This is a genomic window from Kitasatospora sp. McL0602, from assembly GCF_052076145.1.
Lineage (GTDB): Bacteria > Actinomycetota > Actinomycetes > Streptomycetales > Streptomycetaceae > Kitasatospora.
Genome location: NZ_CP197246.1, coordinates 6,252,446 through 6,272,560, shown reverse-complemented (window position 1 = coordinate 6,272,560; position 20,115 = coordinate 6,252,446). Strand labels below are relative to the sequence as shown.

16 protein-coding genes are annotated in these 20,115 nt (G+C 72.0%); 9 read left to right on the top strand and 7 right to left on the bottom strand.

The features are described 5' to 3' along the window. Positions 1-15 precede the first annotated feature (15 nt). The 9 genes from ACR68M_RS28420 (at position 16) to ACR68M_RS28380 (ending at position 11,628) form a co-directional block, all read left to right on the top strand. The gene (locus tag ACR68M_RS28420) at positions 16-861 is read left to right on the top strand and encodes a carbohydrate ABC transporter permease (protein WP_441246993.1); all 846 of its coding nucleotides are present in this window, start codon (positions 16-18) and stop codon (positions 859-861) included. Then, positions 858-2,759 carry a DUF5107 domain-containing protein gene (locus tag ACR68M_RS28415; RefSeq protein WP_441246992.1) on the top strand — a complete coding sequence of 634 codons (1,902 nt, stop codon included), beginning with the start codon at positions 858-860 and terminating at the stop codon, positions 2,757-2,759. The genes ACR68M_RS28420 and ACR68M_RS28415 overlap by 4 nt, the downstream gene beginning before the upstream one ends. Positions 2,760-3,020: 261 nt before the next feature. Then, the gene (locus ACR68M_RS28410; protein WP_441246991.1) at positions 3,021-5,216 is read left to right on the top strand and encodes a glycoside hydrolase domain-containing protein; all 2,196 of its coding nucleotides are present in this window, start codon (positions 3,021-3,023) and stop codon (positions 5,214-5,216) included. Positions 5,217-5,230: 14 nt separating this feature from the next. Continuing rightward, positions 5,231-5,572 carry a hypothetical protein gene (locus tag ACR68M_RS28405; RefSeq protein WP_441246990.1) on the top strand — a complete coding sequence of 114 codons (342 nt, stop codon included), beginning with the start codon at positions 5,231-5,233 and terminating at the stop codon, positions 5,570-5,572. Between the two features lie 22 nt (positions 5,573-5,594). After that, entirely contained in the window at positions 5,595-6,239 is a 645-nt protein-coding gene (locus ACR68M_RS28400; RefSeq protein WP_441251739.1) for a hypothetical protein, read from the top strand. 377 nt (positions 6,240-6,616) lie between these two features. Then, on the top strand, positions 6,617-8,413 hold the full coding sequence (locus ACR68M_RS28395; protein ID WP_441246989.1) for an ABC transporter substrate-binding protein: 1,797 nt from the start codon (positions 6,617-6,619) through the stop codon (positions 8,411-8,413). Between the two features lie 122 nt (positions 8,414-8,535). Further along, complete coding sequence (locus ACR68M_RS28390) at positions 8,536-9,573, top strand: hypothetical protein (protein ID WP_441246988.1); 1,038 nt, start codon at positions 8,536-8,538, stop codon at positions 9,571-9,573. 27 nt (positions 9,574-9,600) lie between these two features. Continuing rightward, the gene (locus ACR68M_RS28385; protein ID WP_441246987.1) at positions 9,601-11,220 is read left to right on the top strand and encodes an alpha/beta hydrolase; all 1,620 of its coding nucleotides are present in this window, start codon (positions 9,601-9,603) and stop codon (positions 11,218-11,220) included. Positions 11,221-11,271: 51 nt separating this feature from the next. Continuing rightward, on the top strand, positions 11,272-11,628 hold the full coding sequence (locus tag ACR68M_RS28380; RefSeq protein WP_441246986.1) for a zinc ribbon domain-containing protein YjdM: 357 nt from the start codon (positions 11,272-11,274) through the stop codon (positions 11,626-11,628). Here the strand turns inward: ACR68M_RS28380 and ACR68M_RS28375 are convergent. The 7 genes from ACR68M_RS28375 to cysK form a co-directional block, all read right to left on the bottom strand. After that, positions 11,600-12,346: a beta-glucanase gene (locus ACR68M_RS28375; RefSeq protein WP_441246985.1), complete on the bottom strand. Its 747-nt coding sequence runs from the start codon at positions 12,344-12,346 to the stop codon at positions 11,600-11,602. The genes ACR68M_RS28380 and ACR68M_RS28375 overlap by 29 nt on opposite strands. 135 nt (positions 12,347-12,481) lie before the next feature. Next, the gene (locus tag ACR68M_RS28370) at positions 12,482-13,744 is read right to left on the bottom strand and encodes an ATP-grasp domain-containing protein (protein WP_441246984.1); all 1,263 of its coding nucleotides are present in this window, start codon (positions 13,742-13,744) and stop codon (positions 12,482-12,484) included. A gap of 1 nt (position 13,745) precedes the next feature. After that, positions 13,746-14,528: a hypothetical protein gene (locus ACR68M_RS28365; protein ID WP_441246983.1), complete on the bottom strand. Its 783-nt coding sequence runs from the start codon at positions 14,526-14,528 to the stop codon at positions 13,746-13,748. After that, on the bottom strand, positions 14,525-17,014 hold the full coding sequence (locus ACR68M_RS28360; RefSeq protein WP_441246982.1) for an ATP-grasp domain-containing protein: 2,490 nt from the start codon (positions 17,012-17,014) through the stop codon (positions 14,525-14,527). Before ACR68M_RS28360 ends, ACR68M_RS28365 begins: the two co-directional genes overlap by 4 nt. Continuing rightward, positions 17,007-17,645 (bottom strand): serine O-acetyltransferase, encoded by a 639-nt coding sequence (locus ACR68M_RS28355; RefSeq protein ID WP_441246981.1) that lies wholly within the window; start codon positions 17,643-17,645, stop codon positions 17,007-17,009. The genes ACR68M_RS28360 and ACR68M_RS28355 overlap by 8 nt, the downstream gene beginning before the upstream one ends. Continuing rightward, positions 17,642-18,907, bottom strand: coding sequence for an MFS transporter (locus ACR68M_RS28350; protein ID WP_441246980.1), 1,266 nt, complete (start codon positions 18,905-18,907; stop codon positions 17,642-17,644). The genes ACR68M_RS28355 and ACR68M_RS28350 overlap by 4 nt, the downstream gene beginning before the upstream one ends. Then, positions 18,904-19,848, bottom strand: a complete 945-nt coding sequence (gene cysK, locus ACR68M_RS28345; protein ID WP_441246979.1) for a cysteine synthase A — start codon at positions 19,846-19,848, stop codon at positions 18,904-18,906. Before cysK ends, ACR68M_RS28350 begins: the two co-directional genes overlap by 4 nt. Positions 19,849-20,115 lie beyond the last annotated feature (267 nt).

The window sequence follows — 20,115 nt, the reverse complement described above, 5'->3', positions numbered from 1 at the left end:
GAAAGGCACCACCCTGTGCACACCACGCGTAGATCCGCAGGGCCGGCGACGCGGATCGCCAGGGGCGTCGTCTGGGTCGTCGTCGCCGCGGACCTGCTGCTCGTCCTGTGGGTCTTCCTGACCTCGCTGCGCGGCAGCCACGACATCTTCGCCCACCCCTTCGGCCTGCCCACCCACCCCCGGCCCGGCAACTACGGCGGGGCCCTGAGCGACGGCGGCTTCGGCCGCGCCGCACTCAACAGCGTGCTGGTCGCCGGCGTCTCCTCCGTGCTGGCCGTCGCCCTGGCAGCACCGGCCGCCTACGTGCTGGCCCGGCGCCGCAGCCGCACCTCCGACGCGCTGACCATGGCGTTCGCCATGGGCCTCGGCGTCCCCGGCCAGGTGCTGATCGTGCCGCTCTTCATCGGCCTGGCCCAACTCGACCTGACGGACAGCCTGTTCGGCCTGATCCTGGTCTACGTGGGCCTGGCCATGCCGTTCACGGTCTACCTGCTGACCGGCTTCTTCAGCGGCGTACCGGCCGTACTCGAGGAGGCCGCCACCCTCGACGGGGCCGGCCCGGTGCGGACCTTCCTCCAGGTGATCGTGCCGGTCGCCCGGGGCGGGCTGATCACCGCCTTCCTGCTCCAGGTCATCGGAGCCTGGAACGAGACTCTCTTCGCCCTCGTCCTCAACCACAGCGAGGACAAGATCACCCTGCCGGTGGCGCTGGCCAACTTCGTCGCCACCGAGCAACTCAACGGAATGGACTGGGGGACCATGTTCGCCGGTGTCTGCATCATCCTCGCGCCGATGCTCGCGCTCTTCTCCTGGCTGGGCTCGCGGATCATCCAGGGCATGACGGTGGGGATCGGAAAATGAGCTCATCGCTACGCACCGGCCTCCTGAAGGTGCCGGGCGCCGCCGACCCGGCCGAAGGCATGCTCCCGATCCTGCACGGGCTCGCGGCGCGCACCGCCGACGACACCGGCGTCACCGACCCCGAGATGCGGCGCAACCTCGGCCACGGGCGCCCGCCCACCCTGCTGCCGTACACCCGGCAGGACGACTACGACCGCACCCGCACCCCGCGCGAACTGCCCACCGTCGTCCTGGAGAACGACGTCCTCACCGCGACCTTCCTGCCCGGGTACGGCGGGCGGCTCTGGTCGCTGCTGCACCGCCCGTCGGGCCGCGAACTGCTGCACCGCAACGAGATCCTGCAACCGGCGAACCTGGCGCTGCGCGACGCCTGGCTGGCCGGCGGCGTCGAGTGGAACCTCGGCACCACCGGCCACTGGCCGCTGACCTGCTCGCCGCTGCACGCCGTGCTGCTGCACGCGGCGGACGGCACGCCGGTGCTGCGGATGTACGAGTTCGAACGCATGCGGCGGCTGGTGCTCCAGATCGACGCGTGGCTGCCCGCCGGATCGCCCGTCCTGTACGTCCACGTCTCGGTCCACAACCCGGCCGAGCAGGAGACCCCGTGCTACTGGTGGTCGAACATCGCCGTGCCCGAGACCGAGAAGGTGCGGGTGGTCGGCCCGGCCGACCGTGCCTTCCACTTCGACTACACCGCCGATCTGCGGCACGTGGCCTTTCCGCACTTCGAGGGCTCCGACCGCAGCTACCCCGGCCGACTGCCGCGCGCCGCCGACTACTTCCTCGACATCCCGGACGGCGAGCGGCGGTGGATCGCCGCCCTGGACGAGACCGGCTCGGGCCTGGTCCAGACCTCCACCGACCGGCTGCGCGGCCGCAAGCTGTTCCACTGGGGGACGGCCACCGGCGGGCGGCAGTGGCAGGAGTGGCTCTCCGGCCCCGGGGCCGCCTACCTGGAGATCCAGGCCGGGCTGGCCAGGACCCAGCTGGAACACCTGCCGATGCCCGGTGGCGCGACCTGGTCGTGGGTCGAGGCGTACGGGCTGGTCGAGGCCGACCCCGAGGCGGTGCACGGGAGTTGGGACGAGGCGCGGGCTGCGGTGCGCGGGGCCCTCGACGCGCTGGTCCCCCCGGAGCAGCTGGCGGCGGCGCTGGCGTCCGTGGGCGGGTTCGGCGCGCCCGAGCAGACCCTCGTACGCGCCTCGGGCTGGGGGGCGCTGGAGGTCGAGGCAGGGGCGCTCCTCCCCTCCCCCGGCCTGCCCTTCGGGGCCTGCGGCGCCGAACAGGCGCCCTGGCTGGCCCTGTTGGCGACCGGCCGGCTCCCGGTCTGCGACCCACCGGCCGCGCCCGTCGTCGGCCCGCAGTGGCGCGCACTGCTGGAGCGGCAGGTGGCCGCCGACCCGGCGGACTGGCACGCCCTCTACCACCTGGGCCTGCTGCGGCTCGCGGACGGAGAGCCGCAGGGTGCGCAGGACGCCTGGACGCGCTCGGCCGCCGCGCACGCCACCCCGTGGGCGCTGCGCGGCCTGGCCTCCCTGTGTCCGTCGACCCGGGAGGCCGCCGAGCTGATGGCCGAAGCCCACCGACTGCTGCCCGGCCTGCGCGAGTTGACCGTCGAGACGCTGCGCGCCCTGCTGGCCGCCGGCCGCGCCGAGCAGGCGCTCGCCGTCATCGAGGCCCTGCCGGACGCCGACCGCGCGCACGGCCGGATCCGGCTGGCCCAGGCCGAGGCGGCGCTCGCCGTCGGCGACCGGGAGCTCGTCCGGCGGCTGCTCGCCGAGGGCATCCAGGTCGACGGCCTGCGGGAGGGCGAGGACTCGCTGGACGCCCTGTGGCTGGCGGTGCACCCCGACCAACCGGTGCCGCCCGCCTACGACTTCCGGATGTCCGGAAGCTGAGCCGACGGGAGGCGGCTCGGACCGGGGCCGGGGCGAGCGCCTGTGAGGGTGCGCTCGCCCCGGCTCTGCGTTCGCCCTCCGCACTCCGGTCAGGAGCGTTGACTCCGAAGATGCCGAAACGTTACCGGCCACCTGGTCGCCATGTCCGTTTTGCGCATTTGCGTGATGATCTACTCGCATTGCCAGCCCTTGACCATTCCTTTGCCAATCGGGCCGGTGATCGAATCATCCGTACATCCATTCACCTCCGGGGGACGCCTGATGGCCGACGAGATGGTGCGTCTCGCCCAGAACTTCGTCAACACGACCTACAACAACGGCGCGACGCTCGGCATCTCCAAGCTGCCCGAGGACGGCGCCACGGGTTGGACCACGATGTACGCGCTGACCCGGGCGCTCCAGTACGAGTTGGGCATCACCGCCCTGTCGAACTCGTTCGGGCCGACGACGCTCTCCACGCTCCAGGCGAAGTACCCCCGGCTGGACGACGCCGCCGCGCCGTCGAAGACGCTCTGCCGGATCGTCCAGGCCGCCCTGTACTGCAAGGGCTACGACGGCGGCGAGATCGACGGCAGCTACAACGCCCGCGTCAAGGCCGCCGTCACGAAGCTGAAGCTGCACATGGGCCTGGACGCCGCCTACCCGGGCAGCTCGCTGGAGCCGAAGGTGGTCAAGGCACTGCTCACCATGGACGCCTACGTCACCATCGGCGGCGGCACGGACTCCGTCCGGGCCATCCAGCGGTGGCTGAACAGCCGGTACGTCAACCGTCGGGACTTCTTCGTCATCCCCTGCGACGGCCACCACTCGCGGGACGTCGCCAAGTCGATGCTGTTCGCGATCCAGTACGAGATCGGCATGGCCGACGGCACCGCGAACGGCGCGTTCGGGCCCGGCACGCAGGCCGGGCTCAAGGCCCGTACGCTCTCCGTCGGCTCCGGCGGGCCGTGGGCGCAGCTGTTCACGGCGGCGATGATCCTGAACCGGCGGGCCGTCCCGTTCGGGGACTTCACCGGTGAGGTGAAGAGCGGGGTGGAGAGCTTCCAGTCGTTCGTCAAGCTCCCGGTCACCGGGCTCGGCGACTTCCAGACCTGGGCCTCGCTGCTCGTCTCCTACGGCGACCAGTCGCGGCCGGGCACGGCGTGCGACGGCGTCACGGCGGTCACCCCGGCGCGGGCGCAGGCGCTGAAGGACGCCGGGTACCAGTACGTCGGCCGATACCTCTTCAACCCCTCCAGCACCAGCCTGCCGGAGAAGCAGATCCAGCCCGGCGAGCTCGACACCATCAAGCGGTACGGGCTGCGCTGCTTCCCGATCTTCCAGACCTGGAGCAGGTCGGCCGACTACTTCAGCTACAACCAGGGCACCGCCGACGCGTTCAAGGCGATCGAGTGGGCGCAGTACCACGGCTTCAAGCCCGGGACGATCATCTACTTCGCGGTCGACTACGACGCGATGGACGGCGAGGTCACGGACTACGTCGTCCCGCACTTCCGCGGGGTGATGCGCACGGTGGGTGAGAACTCCAGCTACGGCGTGGGCGTCTACGGGCCGCGCAACGTGTGCCAGCGGGTCGCGGACGCGGGCTTCGCGGCGACGAGCTTCGTCTCGGACATGTCGAGCGGGTTCTCCGGCAACCTCGGCTACCCGATGCCGACGAACTGGGCGTTCGACCAGATCGCCACCGTCGCGGTCGGCTCGGGCACCGGCGCGATCGAGATCGACCGGAACGTCGCCTCCGGCCGCGACCTCGGCCAGGGCGACTTCGACCCGGTCTCGTACACCGACGGCGTGGACGTCGACCTCGACAAGACCGCGTACCGCGACACCATGCTCAAGGACGTCCAGAACTACCTGACCTCGATCGGTGTGCCGGAGACCGGCGGCGACGGCTGGACGGACAAGGACTGGGTCACCCTGGGCGGCATCTCCACCACCAAGGCCTACGACCTGGTGCTGAGCGCCGACTGGCTGTTCACCTCGCTGGCCCGGCAGTTGAAGCTCCGCAAGGCGCTGATCCAGGCGCCCGTGCTGTGGGAGCTGCGCAAGCTCAACGTCGGGGACGTCCTGGCGGACGACGCCGTCAAGGCCGGGCTGAAGGGCGACTCCAGCACCGGCTGGGGCCAGATCTTCGCCTGGGTGACCATCCAGGCCCGCAACCACTGCCTCCAGCAGGGCATCATCAACGGCCTGCCGCTGACCGACGCCGACGTGCGGGCGGTCTGGGACAACCTCCAGGACCCGACCTACAACATCCGGTCGGTCGCCTACCTGACGCTCTTCAACGCGCACCAGCTCGGCATCGCGCGGCCGTCCCTGACGACCGGCCCGGCCGACACGCAGGCCCTGCTGGCGCGTTACAACGGGACGGGTGAGGCGGCGCAGCAGTACGGCCGCGAACTGAACGGCCTGTACAACGTACTGGAGAACTACAACCGGCTGTCGCGTACCAAGTGAGGCGGGCCCAGGGCGTGCGAGCAGTGACAGGCAGGCGGGTGCGGGCGTGGTGGCCGGCGGTGGTGGCGAACCTGCTGCTGGGGGTTCCCGGCGTGGCGCCGGTGTGGCTGGTCTGGTACCTCGCGGTGAACTGGCCGCTGGCGGCGCTCGGCTGGACGCGGCGGGAGCCGACGGAGAACGACGGCGTGCTGCCGTGGCTCCTGCTCGGCACCCCGGTGGTCGCGCTGTACGGCCTGGCCTGGTGGCTCGCCAACCGCCCGTTGCGGCGCAGGGTCGCGGCGGCCGGGCGGCTGTACTGGCCGGTCAGCGCACTGGTGGCACTGGTGCCGACCTTCACACTCATGATCGTTCTCTGAGAAAGCATTGAAAGGCGTGCAGATGGAAGGCCTGCGGTACGAGACGACGAGGCGGGCCGTGCTGGCGGGTGCCGCCGTGGCGGGCGCCGCGGTCGCCGCGAGCGCCCTGCTGCCGGGCACGGCCTCGGCGGTGACGGCGGCGTCGGAGAGCGAGGGGCGCAAGGCCCCGGTGTCGGCGAACGGGTGGCCGGTCGAGGCGGCGGCGAACCACGTCTCGACGGTCTGGACGCGCCCGGTCGCCGGTACGGGGCTCACCGTCGAGCTCCGGATCGGCGACGTGGAGGCGATCCTGGTCTACCTGGCCCGGCGCTTCCACTACGAGGTCGAGCAGCTCCAGGTGGGTGACCTGGCCGGCTGGCGCGAGCTCGGCGCGCTCCGCGCGGACCTGCCGGAGTCGAACCTCGCGTCGGGCACCGCCGTGCGCATCCGGCCGGGGGCCGCCGCGAAGGGCGGGCTCTTCGCCTCGCAGGAGCTGGCACTGCGGGAGATCCTCGCCGCCTGCGAGGGCGTGGTGCGCTGGGGCGGCGACGACAGCCGGGTGGACGAGTCGCTCTTCTACGTCGACGCCGGCCCGGACGACGAGCGAGTACGCCGGCTCGCCGACCGGCTCCGCGCCTGGGACGCGACCCCCGGCGCGGGCGCGGGGGCCGGCCCGGACCGGAACTGACCGGTTCGCACCCCCTCGGTAGCAGCAGAGACCCCGGCGAGTCCGGGGTCTCTGCTTTATGTCCTGGGGTCTCTGCTTTTACTGGGGACATGTCAGAAGAATGGCCGAAAGTGACGTGCAGTCATGCCGTATGCACCCTCGGTTTTTTGCATATTTACGAGCCATCGGCAGGCCGCAGCGAGGGCCTCACACGCTTGACCAGTGCCGGTGGCGATTGGGAGAGTCGTGATCAGTCAACGGCGCAGGTGCATTTCGAGCCACTTCCGGGCCAACACGCGTCGTCGACAGCGGAGTTCCGCGCCTGTCCGGACCGACCGGGCATCAGCGTCGCGGGCTTGCCGCCCCCATCCTCACTCCCTCACATCAGAGGACCATCGATGACTCGCATGACCGACATGTACGGCATGTCCAGAACCAGACCGACCCTGGTGGCCGTCGCCGTGGGCTCGCTGCTCCTCGCCGGCACCGCCGCGACCGCGCAGGCCGCGACGGGCGGGCAGAGCACCGCCACCCCGTCCACGCAGGTCACCTTCGCCGACGCCACCGGTTCGACCGGCCCCGCGCAGCCGATACCCGGCGCCACCGGCGGCGGCACCCTGAACGTGCTCCAGCAGGACACCTTCGGCCACCTCGACCCCGCCCAGGTGTACGTCAACAACCAGGCGCAGCTGGCCACTCTGATCGACCGGGGCCTGACCACCTACCGCCTCGACAACTCCGGCGCCTACTCGGTCGTCGGCGACCTCGCCACCGACAGCGGCCGGATGAGCGACGGCGGCCGGACGTGGACGTACACCCTGAAGACCGGGATCAGGTGGGAGGACGGCACGCCGATCACCGCGGCCGACATCCGCCAGTCCGTCGAGCGCCTCTTCGCACCGTTCGTCACCAGCGGCCCGACCTACCTCCAGCAGTGGCTGGCCGGCACCAACGGCGCGGACTACCGCAACCTGCTGCCGGAGGGCCCGTACACCGGCAAGCACCTGCCGGATTCGGTGCTGTCGACGCCGGACGCCAGGACGATCGTGTTCCACTTCAAGAAGGCCGAGCCCGACCTGCCGTACGCGCTGGCCCTGGCCGGCTACAGCGCGGTGCCGCAGGCCAAGGACACCCAGCAGGCGTACGACACGGCGCCGGTGGCCTCCGGCCCGTACAGGATCCAGGAGTTCAAGCCGGGCGTCTCGATGACGCTCGTCCGCAACACCCAGTGGGACCCGGCCACGGACTCGGCGCGGCACCAGTACCCGGACAGGTTCCAGATCTCGTTCGGCGTCTCCAGCGTGGACTCCACCCACCGCATGATCGCCGACAGCGGCGACGACCGGACGGCCGTCTCGTTCACCAACTCGGTGGACCCGGACAGCATCGCCGGGGTCGTCGCCGACCCGCAGCAGGCCGGGCGGACGCTCGCCGGGTACCAGTCGTACGTCGCACAGGTGAACTTCAACATGAAGCGGGTCACCGACCTGCGGCTGCGCCGGGCGCTGGCCTACGCCATCCCGACCAAGGCCGTGTACGACGCCCAGGGCGGCTCCTACGGCGCCGAGTTGGCCGGGAGCTTCATCAGCCCCACCATGCCCGGCTACCGCAAGAGCGACCCGCTGGGCAAGGTCGCGCACCCCGAGGGCCAGCCGGACAAGGCCCGCCGCATCCTCAAGGACCTGCACAAGCTGGGCACGAAGATCCGCTACGCCTTCGTCGACAGCCCCGCCGGCCAGCAGTACTCGGCGGCCATCGAGGCCGCCCTCGACAAGGCCGGCTTCGACGTGGAGCGGGTCGCCATCCCCGGCCGCAACTACTACGACACCGTCGGCAGCACCACCAACACCTTCGACATGTACGGCTCGGCCTGGGGCGCGGACTGGCCCAGCGGACTGACCGTCATCCCCCCGGTCTTCGACGGCCGCACCATCGCCGACGACTCCTCCAACCACTCGATGGTGAACGACCCGCGCGTCAACCGCCGGATCGACCGGATCGAGGCCATCACCGACGAGCAGAAGGCCGCGACGGCCTGGATGTCGCTGAGCGACTACATCGCCAAGGACGTCGTCCCGGCCGTCCCGACGGTCTACTACAAGCAGATGCAGATGTTCGGCTCCCACGTGGGCGGGGCGACGTACCACCGCTTCTTCTGCAACATCGACGCGACGCGGCTCTTCGTGAAGCCGTAGCGGTACCGCACACCGCAAGGCCCGGCCGGTCTCCCCGGCCGGGCCACTTCACTGCGGCGGGGGGAGACCGGACACTTGACGGGCCCGGTCCGACGGACGGACCGCGCACGGACGGAGGCCCGGTGACCGGCGGACCGAAGCACGACGCAGCGCTCGACGAGGCCCGGCGCCTCCTCGGCACCCCGTGGCGCACCGACGCCGACGCGATCCTGGAGGGCGCCCGCCGGTTGATCGCGCTGGGGCCGCAGTACGTGGAGGAGGCCCTGCACGCGATCGGCCTGCACGTCTCGGGCAACCACCACCTCTCGTCCGGGCAGCGCATCGAGGCGGCCCGCATCCGGGCCGCCCTGGGCGGGGAGCAGGTGCGGTACGCCGCCGCCGGGCTGCGCGGCCTGGTCAACGAGTACCGGGGTTACGTCGAGGCGTGGGACAACATCGACGGCGCCTTCGCGCTCGCCGGGCTGGCACCCGAGTACGTCCCCGAGGGCGCCTGGGAGCTGCGCAGCATGATCCTCTCCAGGCATCCGGACGAGTGGGACCGCAGCTACGCGATGCGCCGCCTGGTGGACCTGACGAAGCCTCGGCTGATGCCCGAATTCCCGTACGCGCGACAGGACTTCCCCGCGTACACGCTGCTGGGGTGGGCGGCGGAGCGCTGGATCGAGGGCTGGGGGAACGTCGGCGGCAGGGCCGACCAGCCGATGTGGTTCGTCAGCACGGGCCACCGGACGGCGGGCGGGGGCACTGTCGTCGTCTCCACCTGGCGGGGGCTGGGGACGCTGCGGAACGGGACGAACGGCCCGGAGGAGGCCCGTCAGCACGCGCTCGTCGACAGCCTGGCGGGTGCGCTGGGGCTGGCTTTCCCGCGCGACGGTGTGGGCGGCCGGGCAGAGGAGGACTTCGACGAGGCGACGGCCGCCCTCCTGCCGGTGGGCCGGCACCTGCCGACCCACACGCTGACGGTGGACAACGGCCGGATCGAGTTCGAGGTCGTGCCGGTCGGCGACGCCTGGGCGGCCGTCGCGGAGCTCGGCGTGCTGGCGATCGGTGCCTACGGGCGCGGCGCCGCGCCCGACGGCCTCCAGTTGGTGACCGGCAACCCGCCGTGGCCGCAGCACCCGTCACAGCTCGATAACGTCCCGCCGGTAACGCCACAGTGACATTGCACATGTCACATCATGCAACTCATGAGAAAACTCGTCGCCCTGCTCTCCACGGCGGCCGCCGTCGCCGCCCTCGGCGGAGCCTCCGCCGCACCCGACGCCCCCACCCCCGAGGACACCGGGCAGGGGAGGCTGGTCTGGAGCTCCTGCCACGACACCACCACGCCCGCACTCCAGTGCGCACTGCTCGACGTGCCGGTGGACTACGCCGCCCCGCACGGCCGCACGATCAAGATCAAGGTCAACCGACTGCCCGCCACCGCGCCCAAGAAGCAGCAGCAGGGCCCGATCCTGCTCAACCCCGGCGGCCCCGGCGACTCCGGGCTCTGGATGCCCGGCTACATCTCCGGGCAGCTGCCGCAGGACGTCGCCTCGACCTACGACTGGATCGGCTTCGACCCGCGCGGCACCAACGGCAGTGAGCCCCATGTCGTCTGCGACGCCCACTACTTCGACGCCGAGCGGCCCGACTACCAGGTGAGCCAGGGCAGTTCGAAGGCCTGGCTGGCGAAGGCCGCCGGGTACGCCGCCAACTGCACCGCCGACTGGTCCTGGCTGCTGCCGCACATGACCACCGTCGACAACGCCCGCGACATGGACAGCATCCGGCGGGCCCTCGGCGCACCGAAGATCAACTTCTACGGCGGCTCCTGGGGCACCTCGCTGGGCTCCACGTACGGCCAGCTCTTCCCCTCGCACGTGCGGCGGATGGTGCTGGACAGCATCGTCGGCCCGAGCATCAGCTGGTACGACCACAACATCCTCCAGGACAAGGAGCACCAGCGCCGCTTCGACGCCTTCGCGGCCTGGACGGCCAAGGCCGACGCGGTCTACCACCTGGGCACCGACGCCGCCGTGGTCGAGAAGGCCTACGGCAAGGTCGAGGCCGCGCTGCGGACCAGCCCGGTGGACGCCGCCCCGGCCCCCGGGAAGATCGGGCCCGCCGAGTTCGAGGACACCTTCTACAGCGGCGGCTACAACTTCCTGCGCTGGCCCCGGATGGCGACCGTGCTCTCCGCCTATCTCACCCAGCACGACACCCGGCCGCTGAACATCGCCTACAACCGCTACGCGGCGCCGGGCGCCGACGACGGCGCCTTCCCGGCGTACAACGCGGCGCAGTGCACCGAGAACGCCTGGCCCCGGGACTGGGAGTTCTGGAAGAAGGACCAGGCCCGGGTGAACGCCGCCGCGCCCTTCTACACCTACAACAACATGTGGTACAATGCCGCCTGCATGTTCTGGCCCTACCAGGGCAACCCGGCCGGCCGCACGAAGATCACCGGCAAGGGCCTGCCGCCCGTCCTGCTCTTCCAGGCGACGGAGGACGCGGCCACCCCGTACGAGGGCGGGCTCGCCATGCACGACGCGCTGCCCGGCTCGAAGCTGGTCGTGCAGACCGGCGGCAGCTTCCACGAGATCCTCTTCCACGGCGACGCCTGCCTGGACGACACCTTCACCGCCTACCTCCGCGACGGCAGCCTCCCCAAGGGCACCGGCCGGATCGCCAGGACCTGCGCCCCCGAGGCCGAGCCCGCCCCCGTCTACGTGACCCCGCCGCCGGCCCTCACCGCGAAGGCCGCCACCCCCGCCGCTCCCCTGCCGCCCACCGACCCCGAGGCCGTCCGCGGCGTCCTGCGCTGACCGATCGACGGCCGACCGACCGGATGGCTGACCTGCCGATATTCTGGACGGATGAGCGAGAACCTGCCCCCGTGCCCGACCTGTTCCAGTGAGTACACGTACGAGATGGACGCCGTGATGGTCTGCCCGGAGTGCGGCCACGAGTGGTCCCCCGCCGAGGCCGGCGAGGCGGCGGGCGGCTCCGGCGAGCGGGTGGTCAAGGACGCGGTCGGGAACGTGCTGAGCGACGGCGACACGGTGACGGTCGTGAAGGCGCTGAAGGTCAAGGGCAGCCCGTCCGGGATCAAGGCCGGGACGAAGGTGCGCAACATCCGGCTGGTCGACGGCGTCGACGGGCACGACATCGATTGCAAGGTCGACGGGTTCGGGGCGATGCAGCTCAAGTCGAGCGTGGTGAAGAAGGCCTGAGCCGGGGGCGCCGCCGCAGCCGGGCCGGGCGTTCGACGGTGAGGCTGTGGCACGTCCAGGAGAGTTCGCCGCCGCCTGGGTCCGGCGCCGGGTGGTAGGTGCCGTCGCTGACCGAGAGGTTGACGATCAGGAAGGCGTGCCAGCCCCGGCCGACGCCCCGGCGGTCCGTGAAGACCAGCCTGCCGTCCGCGTACCAGTCGACCGAGCGGGCGCCGAGGACGGCACGGAGGGTGACGGTGCCGCCGGGGGCCACCCCGCCGGTCGGGTCGGTCCAGTAGCGGTGGCCGCCCCGGACGTGGTTCGAGAGCTCCAGCAGCGCGGGGTGGTCCGGGTGGTACTCGAAGAGGTCGATCTCGTTGCCGCCGTCGCGCCACGTCCAGACGGCCGGCCAGGCGCCCGCGCCGGCGGGCAGCGTGACACGGGCGGCCAGGATGTCGCCGGTGCGGACCTCGAACGCGTCGGGGCTGCCCTCGGTGGTGAGCAGGTCGCAGTCCCACAGCCCGCCGTCGGCGCTCGGGGTGGCGGTGAACTCGCCGTCGGGGCAGAGCCGGGTGGTCAGCCGGTCGAGCTTGTGGTCGCCCGGGTTGGTCCGCCCCGGGTAGGCGCTGGTGCGGCCCGCCGTCCACTGCCGGGCCGAGCCGAAGTCGGCGGTGAACACCACGGCGCCGCCGGGCGGCGTGGCGGAGGGCTTGCGGGCGAAGAGAGCGGGCAGTCGCATGCGGGCCTCCGGGGTGACGGCATGCTCATTGGCTACCCAGCGTGATCAGATCCATGCGAAGGACCCCCCGACCGGGTGACGGCCGAGGGGTCCTTCGCGGGGTGGTTCGAGCGGTCCTTCGTAGGTGAGCGGCCGTCAGTCGGCCACCGGCTCCAGGACCAGCCCGGCCAGGAACCACTCCTCCAGCTTGCGGAGCCGGGCCTCGCACTCGGCGCGGTCTCGGCCGGAGACCAGGGCCATCAGCAGGAAGTCCGCCGAGAACTTGGCCGCCTTCATGGTGTGGCCGGGCTGGACGAAGACCTGGTACTTCTCGATCCAGGGGAACGGCGGCGGCTCCTGCGGGATCGAGACGACCCGGCCGGGCCGCTTCATCAGCACGAGCTGACCGGACATCTGACGCGGCAGCACCTTCTCGGCGCCGATCCACTCCGGCAGCGGCAGGCCCAGCTGGGCGCGCACCCAGCTCTCGCTGGGGTCGATGCCGAACATCGTCCGGACGATGTCGCGGATGGCCGCGCCGCCGGTGCGGCAGGCGATCTCGCAGAGCACGATCTCGTCGTCGGGGGTGTGGAACGCCTCCAGGTGGAAGGCGAAGTCCGCCGGGCCGGAGAGCGCCTCGATGGTGCGCTCGGTGAACTCCAGCAGCCGGTGCGCGAGCGGGTCGTCCAGGTCCAGGGTGAGGTCGATCCGGGGGCCGGTGTCGGTGGCGAAGGAGGCCAGCGTGTACTGGTACTGGGAGGGCCAGGCCAGCGCCACCCGCCCGTCCACCACCAGGCCGTCGACGTGGCACATCGAGCCGTGCACGAAGGCCTCGACGATCAGGTTGGGCTGGTCCGGGCCGTAGAGGTCGAACTCGTCGGCCAGGTAGGCGTCGAGCTCGGCGCGCGAGTCGAGGATGCGCAGCCCGACCGAGCCGGCGCTGTCCCGTGGCTTGAGGACCACCGGGAAGCCGTGCTGCTCGGCGAAGCCGATCAGCTCCGTCGCGCACTCGACGTCCCGGTACGGGGCCACGGCCAGCCCGGCGGCGGTCACCAGGCGCTTCATCTCCGACTTGTCGCGGTACGGCAGGACGGTGTCCATCCGCTGGCCGGGCAGGCCGAGCACCTCGCGCAGCCCGGCGGCCCGTTCGAGGTCCAGCTCCTGGCAGGCGATGATGTGGCTGACGCCGTGCTCGCGGGCGAACTCCAGGACGCGGGCCTCGAGTTCGCCGCTGGTCTCGTAGCCGTCGACGGCCGCGGTGCGGCGGAAGGCACCGCCCTCCTCGGGCAGCTCCTCGGAGACCAGCGCGAGGTGCTCGCGGGAGGCGACGAGCAGCACGTCGCCGTCGTAGTCGGCGAGCCAGTCCAGGTACGGGGTGCCGGTGAGCGTCCCCCGGTGGTGCATCACAAGGACGGTCATCTCATGCCACCTCGGTCGGGTCCGGAGCCAGGCCGGCCTGGGCCCGCACCAGGGCGCGGGCGGGCCGGGCGGCCGGCTGGTAGTGGGCGCTGTGGACGGCCCACGCGCCGCTGCCGTCGCGGACGGCCGCCACCGCGCACGGGTGGCCCGGGTCGGCGGGCAGGGCCGCCAGCGCGGCGTCGGTGACGGGCAGGCCGGGGCCGTGGTGGAGTTCGCCGTCGGCGCGCGGCTCGACGGTCAGGCTGGGCACCGCCGACGGGTCGGCGGGCATCCCGCCGTCGGCGAAGGCGCGCAGCGCCGCCTCGTCCGCGAGTTCGGCGACCACCGGGCGGTCGGCGCCCCGGCGGCGGCGGACCACCAGCGGGTAGCCCCAGGCGTGCGCCCAGCGGTAGAGGTCGGTGACCCGGCGGACCCGCTCCCGGCGGACGGTCGGGACACCGGCCCGGGTGAGCAGCTCGGCCGCCTCGACCGAGTCTGCCAGCGCCACGGCCGCGTCGCGGGACTGCCCGGCCAGGCCGAGGTGGTCGCGCAGGCCGCCGGCCCGGATCTGGTCGGCCGGGTCGAGGGCGACGACGGCCGACACCCCGACGCTGCGGGCGAGTTCGAGCACGGCCGTCTCGACGGCGGCCGAGCGGGCGTACCGCTCGACGACGCGCACCTCGGCGTACCCGGGGTGGGTGACGGGGGCGCCGGTCAGCAGGGTCAGCGACCGGCCGGAGTCGGCCAGCCAGCCGGGGTACTCGGCCGCGTACCGGCCGTCCGGGTCGAGGATCGCGACGGTCATCGGGTCTCACCCTCCATCCGCACCTTCAGCACGGTGTCGATCAGCTCCTCGCAGAGCCGCACGGCGGCGTCGGTGTCGGGCGCGGTGACGGCGAGCAGGCCGAGCCGGTCCCAGTTGTCCTGCATCGGCCGGATCACCGAGCCGGGCCGGGCCGCCAGGTCGAAGGCCAGCACGCCGGGGTGGGCGCGCAGTTCGTCCACGCCGCCGATCTCGGCGATCTGGCCGGGCCGGGAGACGACGCCCCGGACGCAGCCGGCCGCGAGCGGCTTCGGGCGCTCCGCGAGCGGCTCGACCAGGCGGAACGGCCAGCCGAGCGAGTAGCGCGTCATGTCGACGCCGTAGGCGGCCAGGGTGAGCTCGGGGATGTGGTCGCCGCCGAGGCGGTTGTGGCCCTCGATGATCAGCGGGCCCCGGCTGCTGACCCGCAGTTCGGTGTGGCCGGGGCCGTCCTTGACGCCGACGGCGTCCAGGAAGGCCGCGACGGCGTCGACGATCGCCTGCTCGCCGTCCGGGGTCAGCCGGGCGGGCTGGGCGTGGCCGAGCTCGGCGAAACTCTCCTCGTGGACGAGCTTCTCGGTGATGCCGACGACGACGTGGCGGCCCTCGAAGCTGAACGACTCGATGCTGTACTCGGGCCCGTCGATGTACTGCTCCATCAGGAACTCGGCGACGGTGTAGAGCGTGCTGCCCCGGTCCATGCCGCCCCGGCGGACGGCGTCGATCCGCTGCCAGACCGCCTCGACCTGGTCCGGGCCGGAGACCTTGAAGATGCCGAAGCCGGCCGTGAGGTCGGTCGGCTTCACCACGATCGGCCAGCCGTGCGCCGTGCCGAAGGCGGTGATGCTCTCCCGGTCGGTCAGCGGCTCGGCGGCGACGGTGGGCGCGCCGACGGCGGCGAGGTGGCGGCGCATGGCGAGCTTGTCGCGCAGCAGGCGGGCGGGCTCGTAGCCGGTGCCGCCGAGGCCGAACAGGTCGTTGATCCGGCCTGCGGGCTCCAGGCCGGGCTCGGTCAGCGAGAGCGCGGCGGTGAAGTTCCAGATGGTGTACGCGGCGCGGGCCAGCGGCTCCAGCACCGCCCAGTCGGTGTAGTCGGCGACGAAGGTGACGTCGGCCAGCTCGGCCTGCTCGGCCTCGAACTTGTCCTTGTGCTGGATCAGGATCACGTTCAGCCCGAGCTGCTTGGCGATCCGGACCGGCTCGGTCTGGTGGCCGATCAGCAGCAGCGTCCGCTCCGGGACCATCGGCTGCCGGGCGGGCGTGGTGACGGCGTTGAGCAGCTCGGAGCCGGTCTCCACCCGCAGCAGCGCCTTCGCCTCGGTGGCGAGGCGCTCGGCCTCCGCCGCGTCCCTCCCCTCGACGATGACGCTGCCGTGCCGGCTGGCGGAGTGCCGGGTGTGCGGGAGCACGCCGCCGACGGCGAACGGGAACTTCACCTCGTGCACGTGCGGAAGGGCGCTGAGCTGCTCCAGGCCGTCGACCCGGGTGACCGGGCCGGGGGGGAACTGGAAGAACGAGATGGCGCCGACCCGCTCGGCGGGGGCGGCGGTGACGGTGCGTCCGGCGAGCTGCTCGAAGATCGCGCCCTCGATGTCGAAGCCGGTGGCTATCCGGATCAGCGCAGGGATGCGGTCGCCGCCGAGGCGGGCCTGCGACTCGACGATCCGGGGGCCGTCCTGGGTGAGGATCAGCTCGGTGTGCGCGGGGCCGAAGCGGTAGCCGGCCGCGTCGAGCACGGCGGCGACCAGCTCGCCGACGGCGGCGGCGTCCCCGGCGGGCAGCGGCGCGGGGAAGACGTGGCCGGTCTCCACGAAGGCCGGGGCGGGCGTCTTCTGCTTGGCGGTGATGCCGACGATCTGGTGGCGGCCGCCGTCGCTGAGCGTCTCGACGCTGTACTCGGGGCCGTCGAGGTACTCCTCGACCAGCACCTGGCCGGTGTACCCGAAGCGCTCGGTCTCGGCCTGCCAGTCGGCGAGCTCGGCCGCGTCCTGGACCAGCCGGACGGCGGTGCTGCCCTGGAGCCGGGTCGGCTTGACCACGGCGGGGTAGCCGAAGCCGGCCAGCACGGCGGTGGTCTCCTGCGGGGTGGCCGCCAGCGCGGTGCGCACCGGGGAGAGCCCGCGCTCGGCCAGCAGTGCGCGCAGCGCGGCCTTGTCGTTGAGCCGGTGGATCGCCTCCGGCGGGTTGACGGCCAGCCCGAGGGCCTGCGCCTCCTCGGCGACCGGCACCATCGTCGCCTCCTCGCCGAGGTGCAGCACGTACGCGACGTCCCTGGCGAGGGCGGTCTCCCGGACGAGGCTGCGCAGCGCCTGCTCGTCGGAGAAGTCGACGTACAGCATCTCCTCGGAGTGCTTCTCGACCTGCTCCAGGTAGGAGGCGGGTTGCAGCGTCCGGTCCCAGATGGACCAGACCCGGAAGCCGAGGGCCACGGCCTTCTCCACGAACTGGCTGTACGGCTGGACCATCAGCAGCCGGTTGTTCTCAGTCACTGCTCGGCATCCCTTCGGGGGCGGGCGTTCGTGCGGGTGTCGGGGTGGTCGTACCGGTGTCGACCTGGGCTTGCGGCGCCAGCGCCCGTGCGCCCTTGGGCACGTCGGTCATGACCAGGGCCATCGCGCCGATCAGGGCGTCGTCGCCGACGGTGATCGGCCCGAGCAGGGTGGCGGCGGCTCCGACCGTGACGCCGTTGCCCAGCCGGGGGTGGCGGCGCTCGCCGTCGACCCGGGTGCGGTCGTGCCACCAGCCGAGCGAGCCCAGGGTGACCTGGTGGAAGACGGAGACGTCGTCCCCGATGACGGCGGTCTCGCCGATCACCGTCCCGGCGCCGTGGTCGATGAAGAACCGGCGGCCGATCCGGGCCCCGGGGTGGATCTCTATCCCGCCGGTGACGACCTTGGCGAGGGTGGAGACGGCACGGGCCGAACGGTGGTGCCCGGAGCGGTACATGGCGTTGCCCACCCGGTGGGCGGCCAGCGCCAGCGCGGTCGGGTGCAGCAACGCCTCGCTGCGCCGCCGGACGGAGGGGTCGCGGGCGACGATGACGTCCAGCGTCTCCTGCACCCCGCGCAGGGTGCCGCGCAGCGTCCCGTGCAGGCGGAGCAGCGGCCCCTGCGGCGTCATACGCCGACCCCGGCCGGCTCGGCGGTGACGGCCCTGGCCTCCTGCACCTTGAACAGGTGGCGGTAGAGGTGGATCGCCCCGGCGCCGAAGAGCGCGTAGAGCAGGGCCATCGCCCAGGCGGGCGCGACCGAGCCGAGGATGACGGACAGTGACCCGACCATGTAGCCGAGCCGGACGTGCAGCCCGTACGCGGCCATGTACTTGGTGCGGGCCTCGGCGGGGACGAGGTTGGCGAGCAGCGCCTGGTTGACGGGCAGCGCGGTGATCTCGCCGAGCGTGACGACGACGGCGGCCGCGATCAGCACCCAGGCGTTGCTGCTGAGCGCCCAGACGGCGTACCCGAGGGTGAAGAGCGCGATGCCGACGACCATCCGGGCCTGCTCGCTCCAGCGGCTGAGCAGCTTGCCGACCCAGAGCGCGAAGAGCACGATCAGCAGGGTGTTGACGGCGCGCAGGATGCCCAACACCTTGACGCCGTCGACGGTCATGCTCCAGGAGCCGAAGGACAGCAGCTGCTGGACGGGGAAGTCGGAGCTGAGCCGCACGGCGAGGTACGAGGAGATCTGCACCTCGATGGACCAGACCAGCAGGGCCGCCAGCACCAGCCGCAGGAAGAGCAGGTCGCGGGCGACGGAGACGTAGCCGAGCAGGGCCGACCTGACGCCGCGCGGGTTCTCGGCGGCCTCGGCGGGGCGGGTCTCGGAGAGGGCCGTCCAGGTGACCAGGAAGATGCCGAGGGTGGAGACGGCGGCCCCGGCGAGCAGTTGGAAGAAGTACCCGCCGTAGAAGAAGCCGCCGACCAGCGAGCCGAGCATGAACGCGAGGTTCACCACCCAGTAGTTGATGGTGTAGACCGTCGCCCGGGACTCGGGGGTGGAGACGTCGATGATCATCGCCTCGTTGGCGGGCATCGCGATCCCGGCGCTGCAGGTGGCGGTCAGGTAGAGCAGGTACGTCGCCGGGCCGGAGTGCAGCAGCGGGGAGTTGACGAGGGCGAGCCCGGCGAAGGACAGGCATGCGCCGACCTCGCCGCACATCAGCACCCGGCGGCGGCCGTACACGTCGGAGAGGTGCCCGCCGACGAGGTTGCAGGAGACCGTGGCCAGGGCCACCACCAGCGTCATCAGGCCGGCGGTCGCCGCTCCGTACAGGTGGGAGAAGTGGATGACCATCAGCGGGACGAGCATGATGTCGAAGAACCGCTGGAAGAAGCCGACGGCTATCCGCAGCTTGAGGTTGCGGTGCAGCTCGCGGAAGCTCACGAGCCCTCCTCCTCCGTCGGCCACCAGCTGAGGTAGCGCTCGCCGCTGTCGGGGAAGACGGTGACGACGGTGGCACCGGTGAGGTCGCGGCGGCGGGCCAGCTCGATGCAGCCGTACGCGGCGGCGCCGGCCGAGACGCCGACCAGCAGGCCGGTGCCGGCCGCGAGGGCGCGGGTGGTCGCGGCGGCGTCCTTGTCGGAGACGGCGATCACCTCGTCGATGCAGTCGCGGTCGGTGACGGGGCTGATGAAGCCACCGTTGAGGCCGGGGATGCGGTGCGGGCCGGGGAGGCCGCCGGAGAGCAGCGCCGAGCCCTCGGGCTCGACCGCGACGACGTGCAGCGCCGGGTTCTGCTCCTTGAGGTAGTGCGCGATGCCGGTGATGGTGCCGCCGGTGCCGACCCCGGCGACCAGGACGTCGACTTTGCCGCCGGTGGCCTGCCAGATCTCGGGGCCGGTGGTCTCGTAGTGGGCGCGGACGTTGGCGGGGTTCTCGTGCTGCCGGGCGTACCAGGAGCCGGGGGTGGCCGCGTGCAGCTCCTCGGCCCGCTCGACGCAGCCGGTGAAGCCGAGCGCCGGGTCGGTGAACTCGATCTCGGCGCCGAGCATCCGCATCGTCAGGATGCGCTCGGTGGAGGCGTTCGAGGGCAGCACGATCACGCAGGGGTGGCGGCGGGCCGCCGCCAGCGCCGCGAGGGCGATGCCGGTGTTGCCGGAGGTGGCCTCGATGATCGTCGCCCCGGGCGTGAGCGCACCGGACTCCTCGGCCGCCCTGATCATCGAGAGGGCGGCCCGGTCCTTGATGCTGGAGAGCGGGTTGGCCGCCTCCAGCTTCGCCAGGACGGTGGCTGCCGACGGTACGCCGTCCAGCTGGAGCCGGAGCAGCGGGGTGTTTCCGATCAGCTCCTCGAAAGAGGTGGCCACGGCCGGTTCGTTGTTCATCGCTCTTCCCTAGGGCTGAATTCCGCTCGGCGTTCTGCTCGGCGTTCCGCTCGGCATTCCGGGCGTTCGTGAATGCATTCCAATACTCTGCCGGGCGGGGGGTGCATTCGCCACAGGCGTGATGGTTCGGGTCTGTGCACTGCGCGAAATTTCGGGGTTCATATCGGACGGATCAGGTCATTCGACCACTCTCCGAGCTGCTAAGTGATCGACCGTGCGCCGAAAGTGACGGCACTTTACCGACCCATTCGCACCTGCCAATCCCCC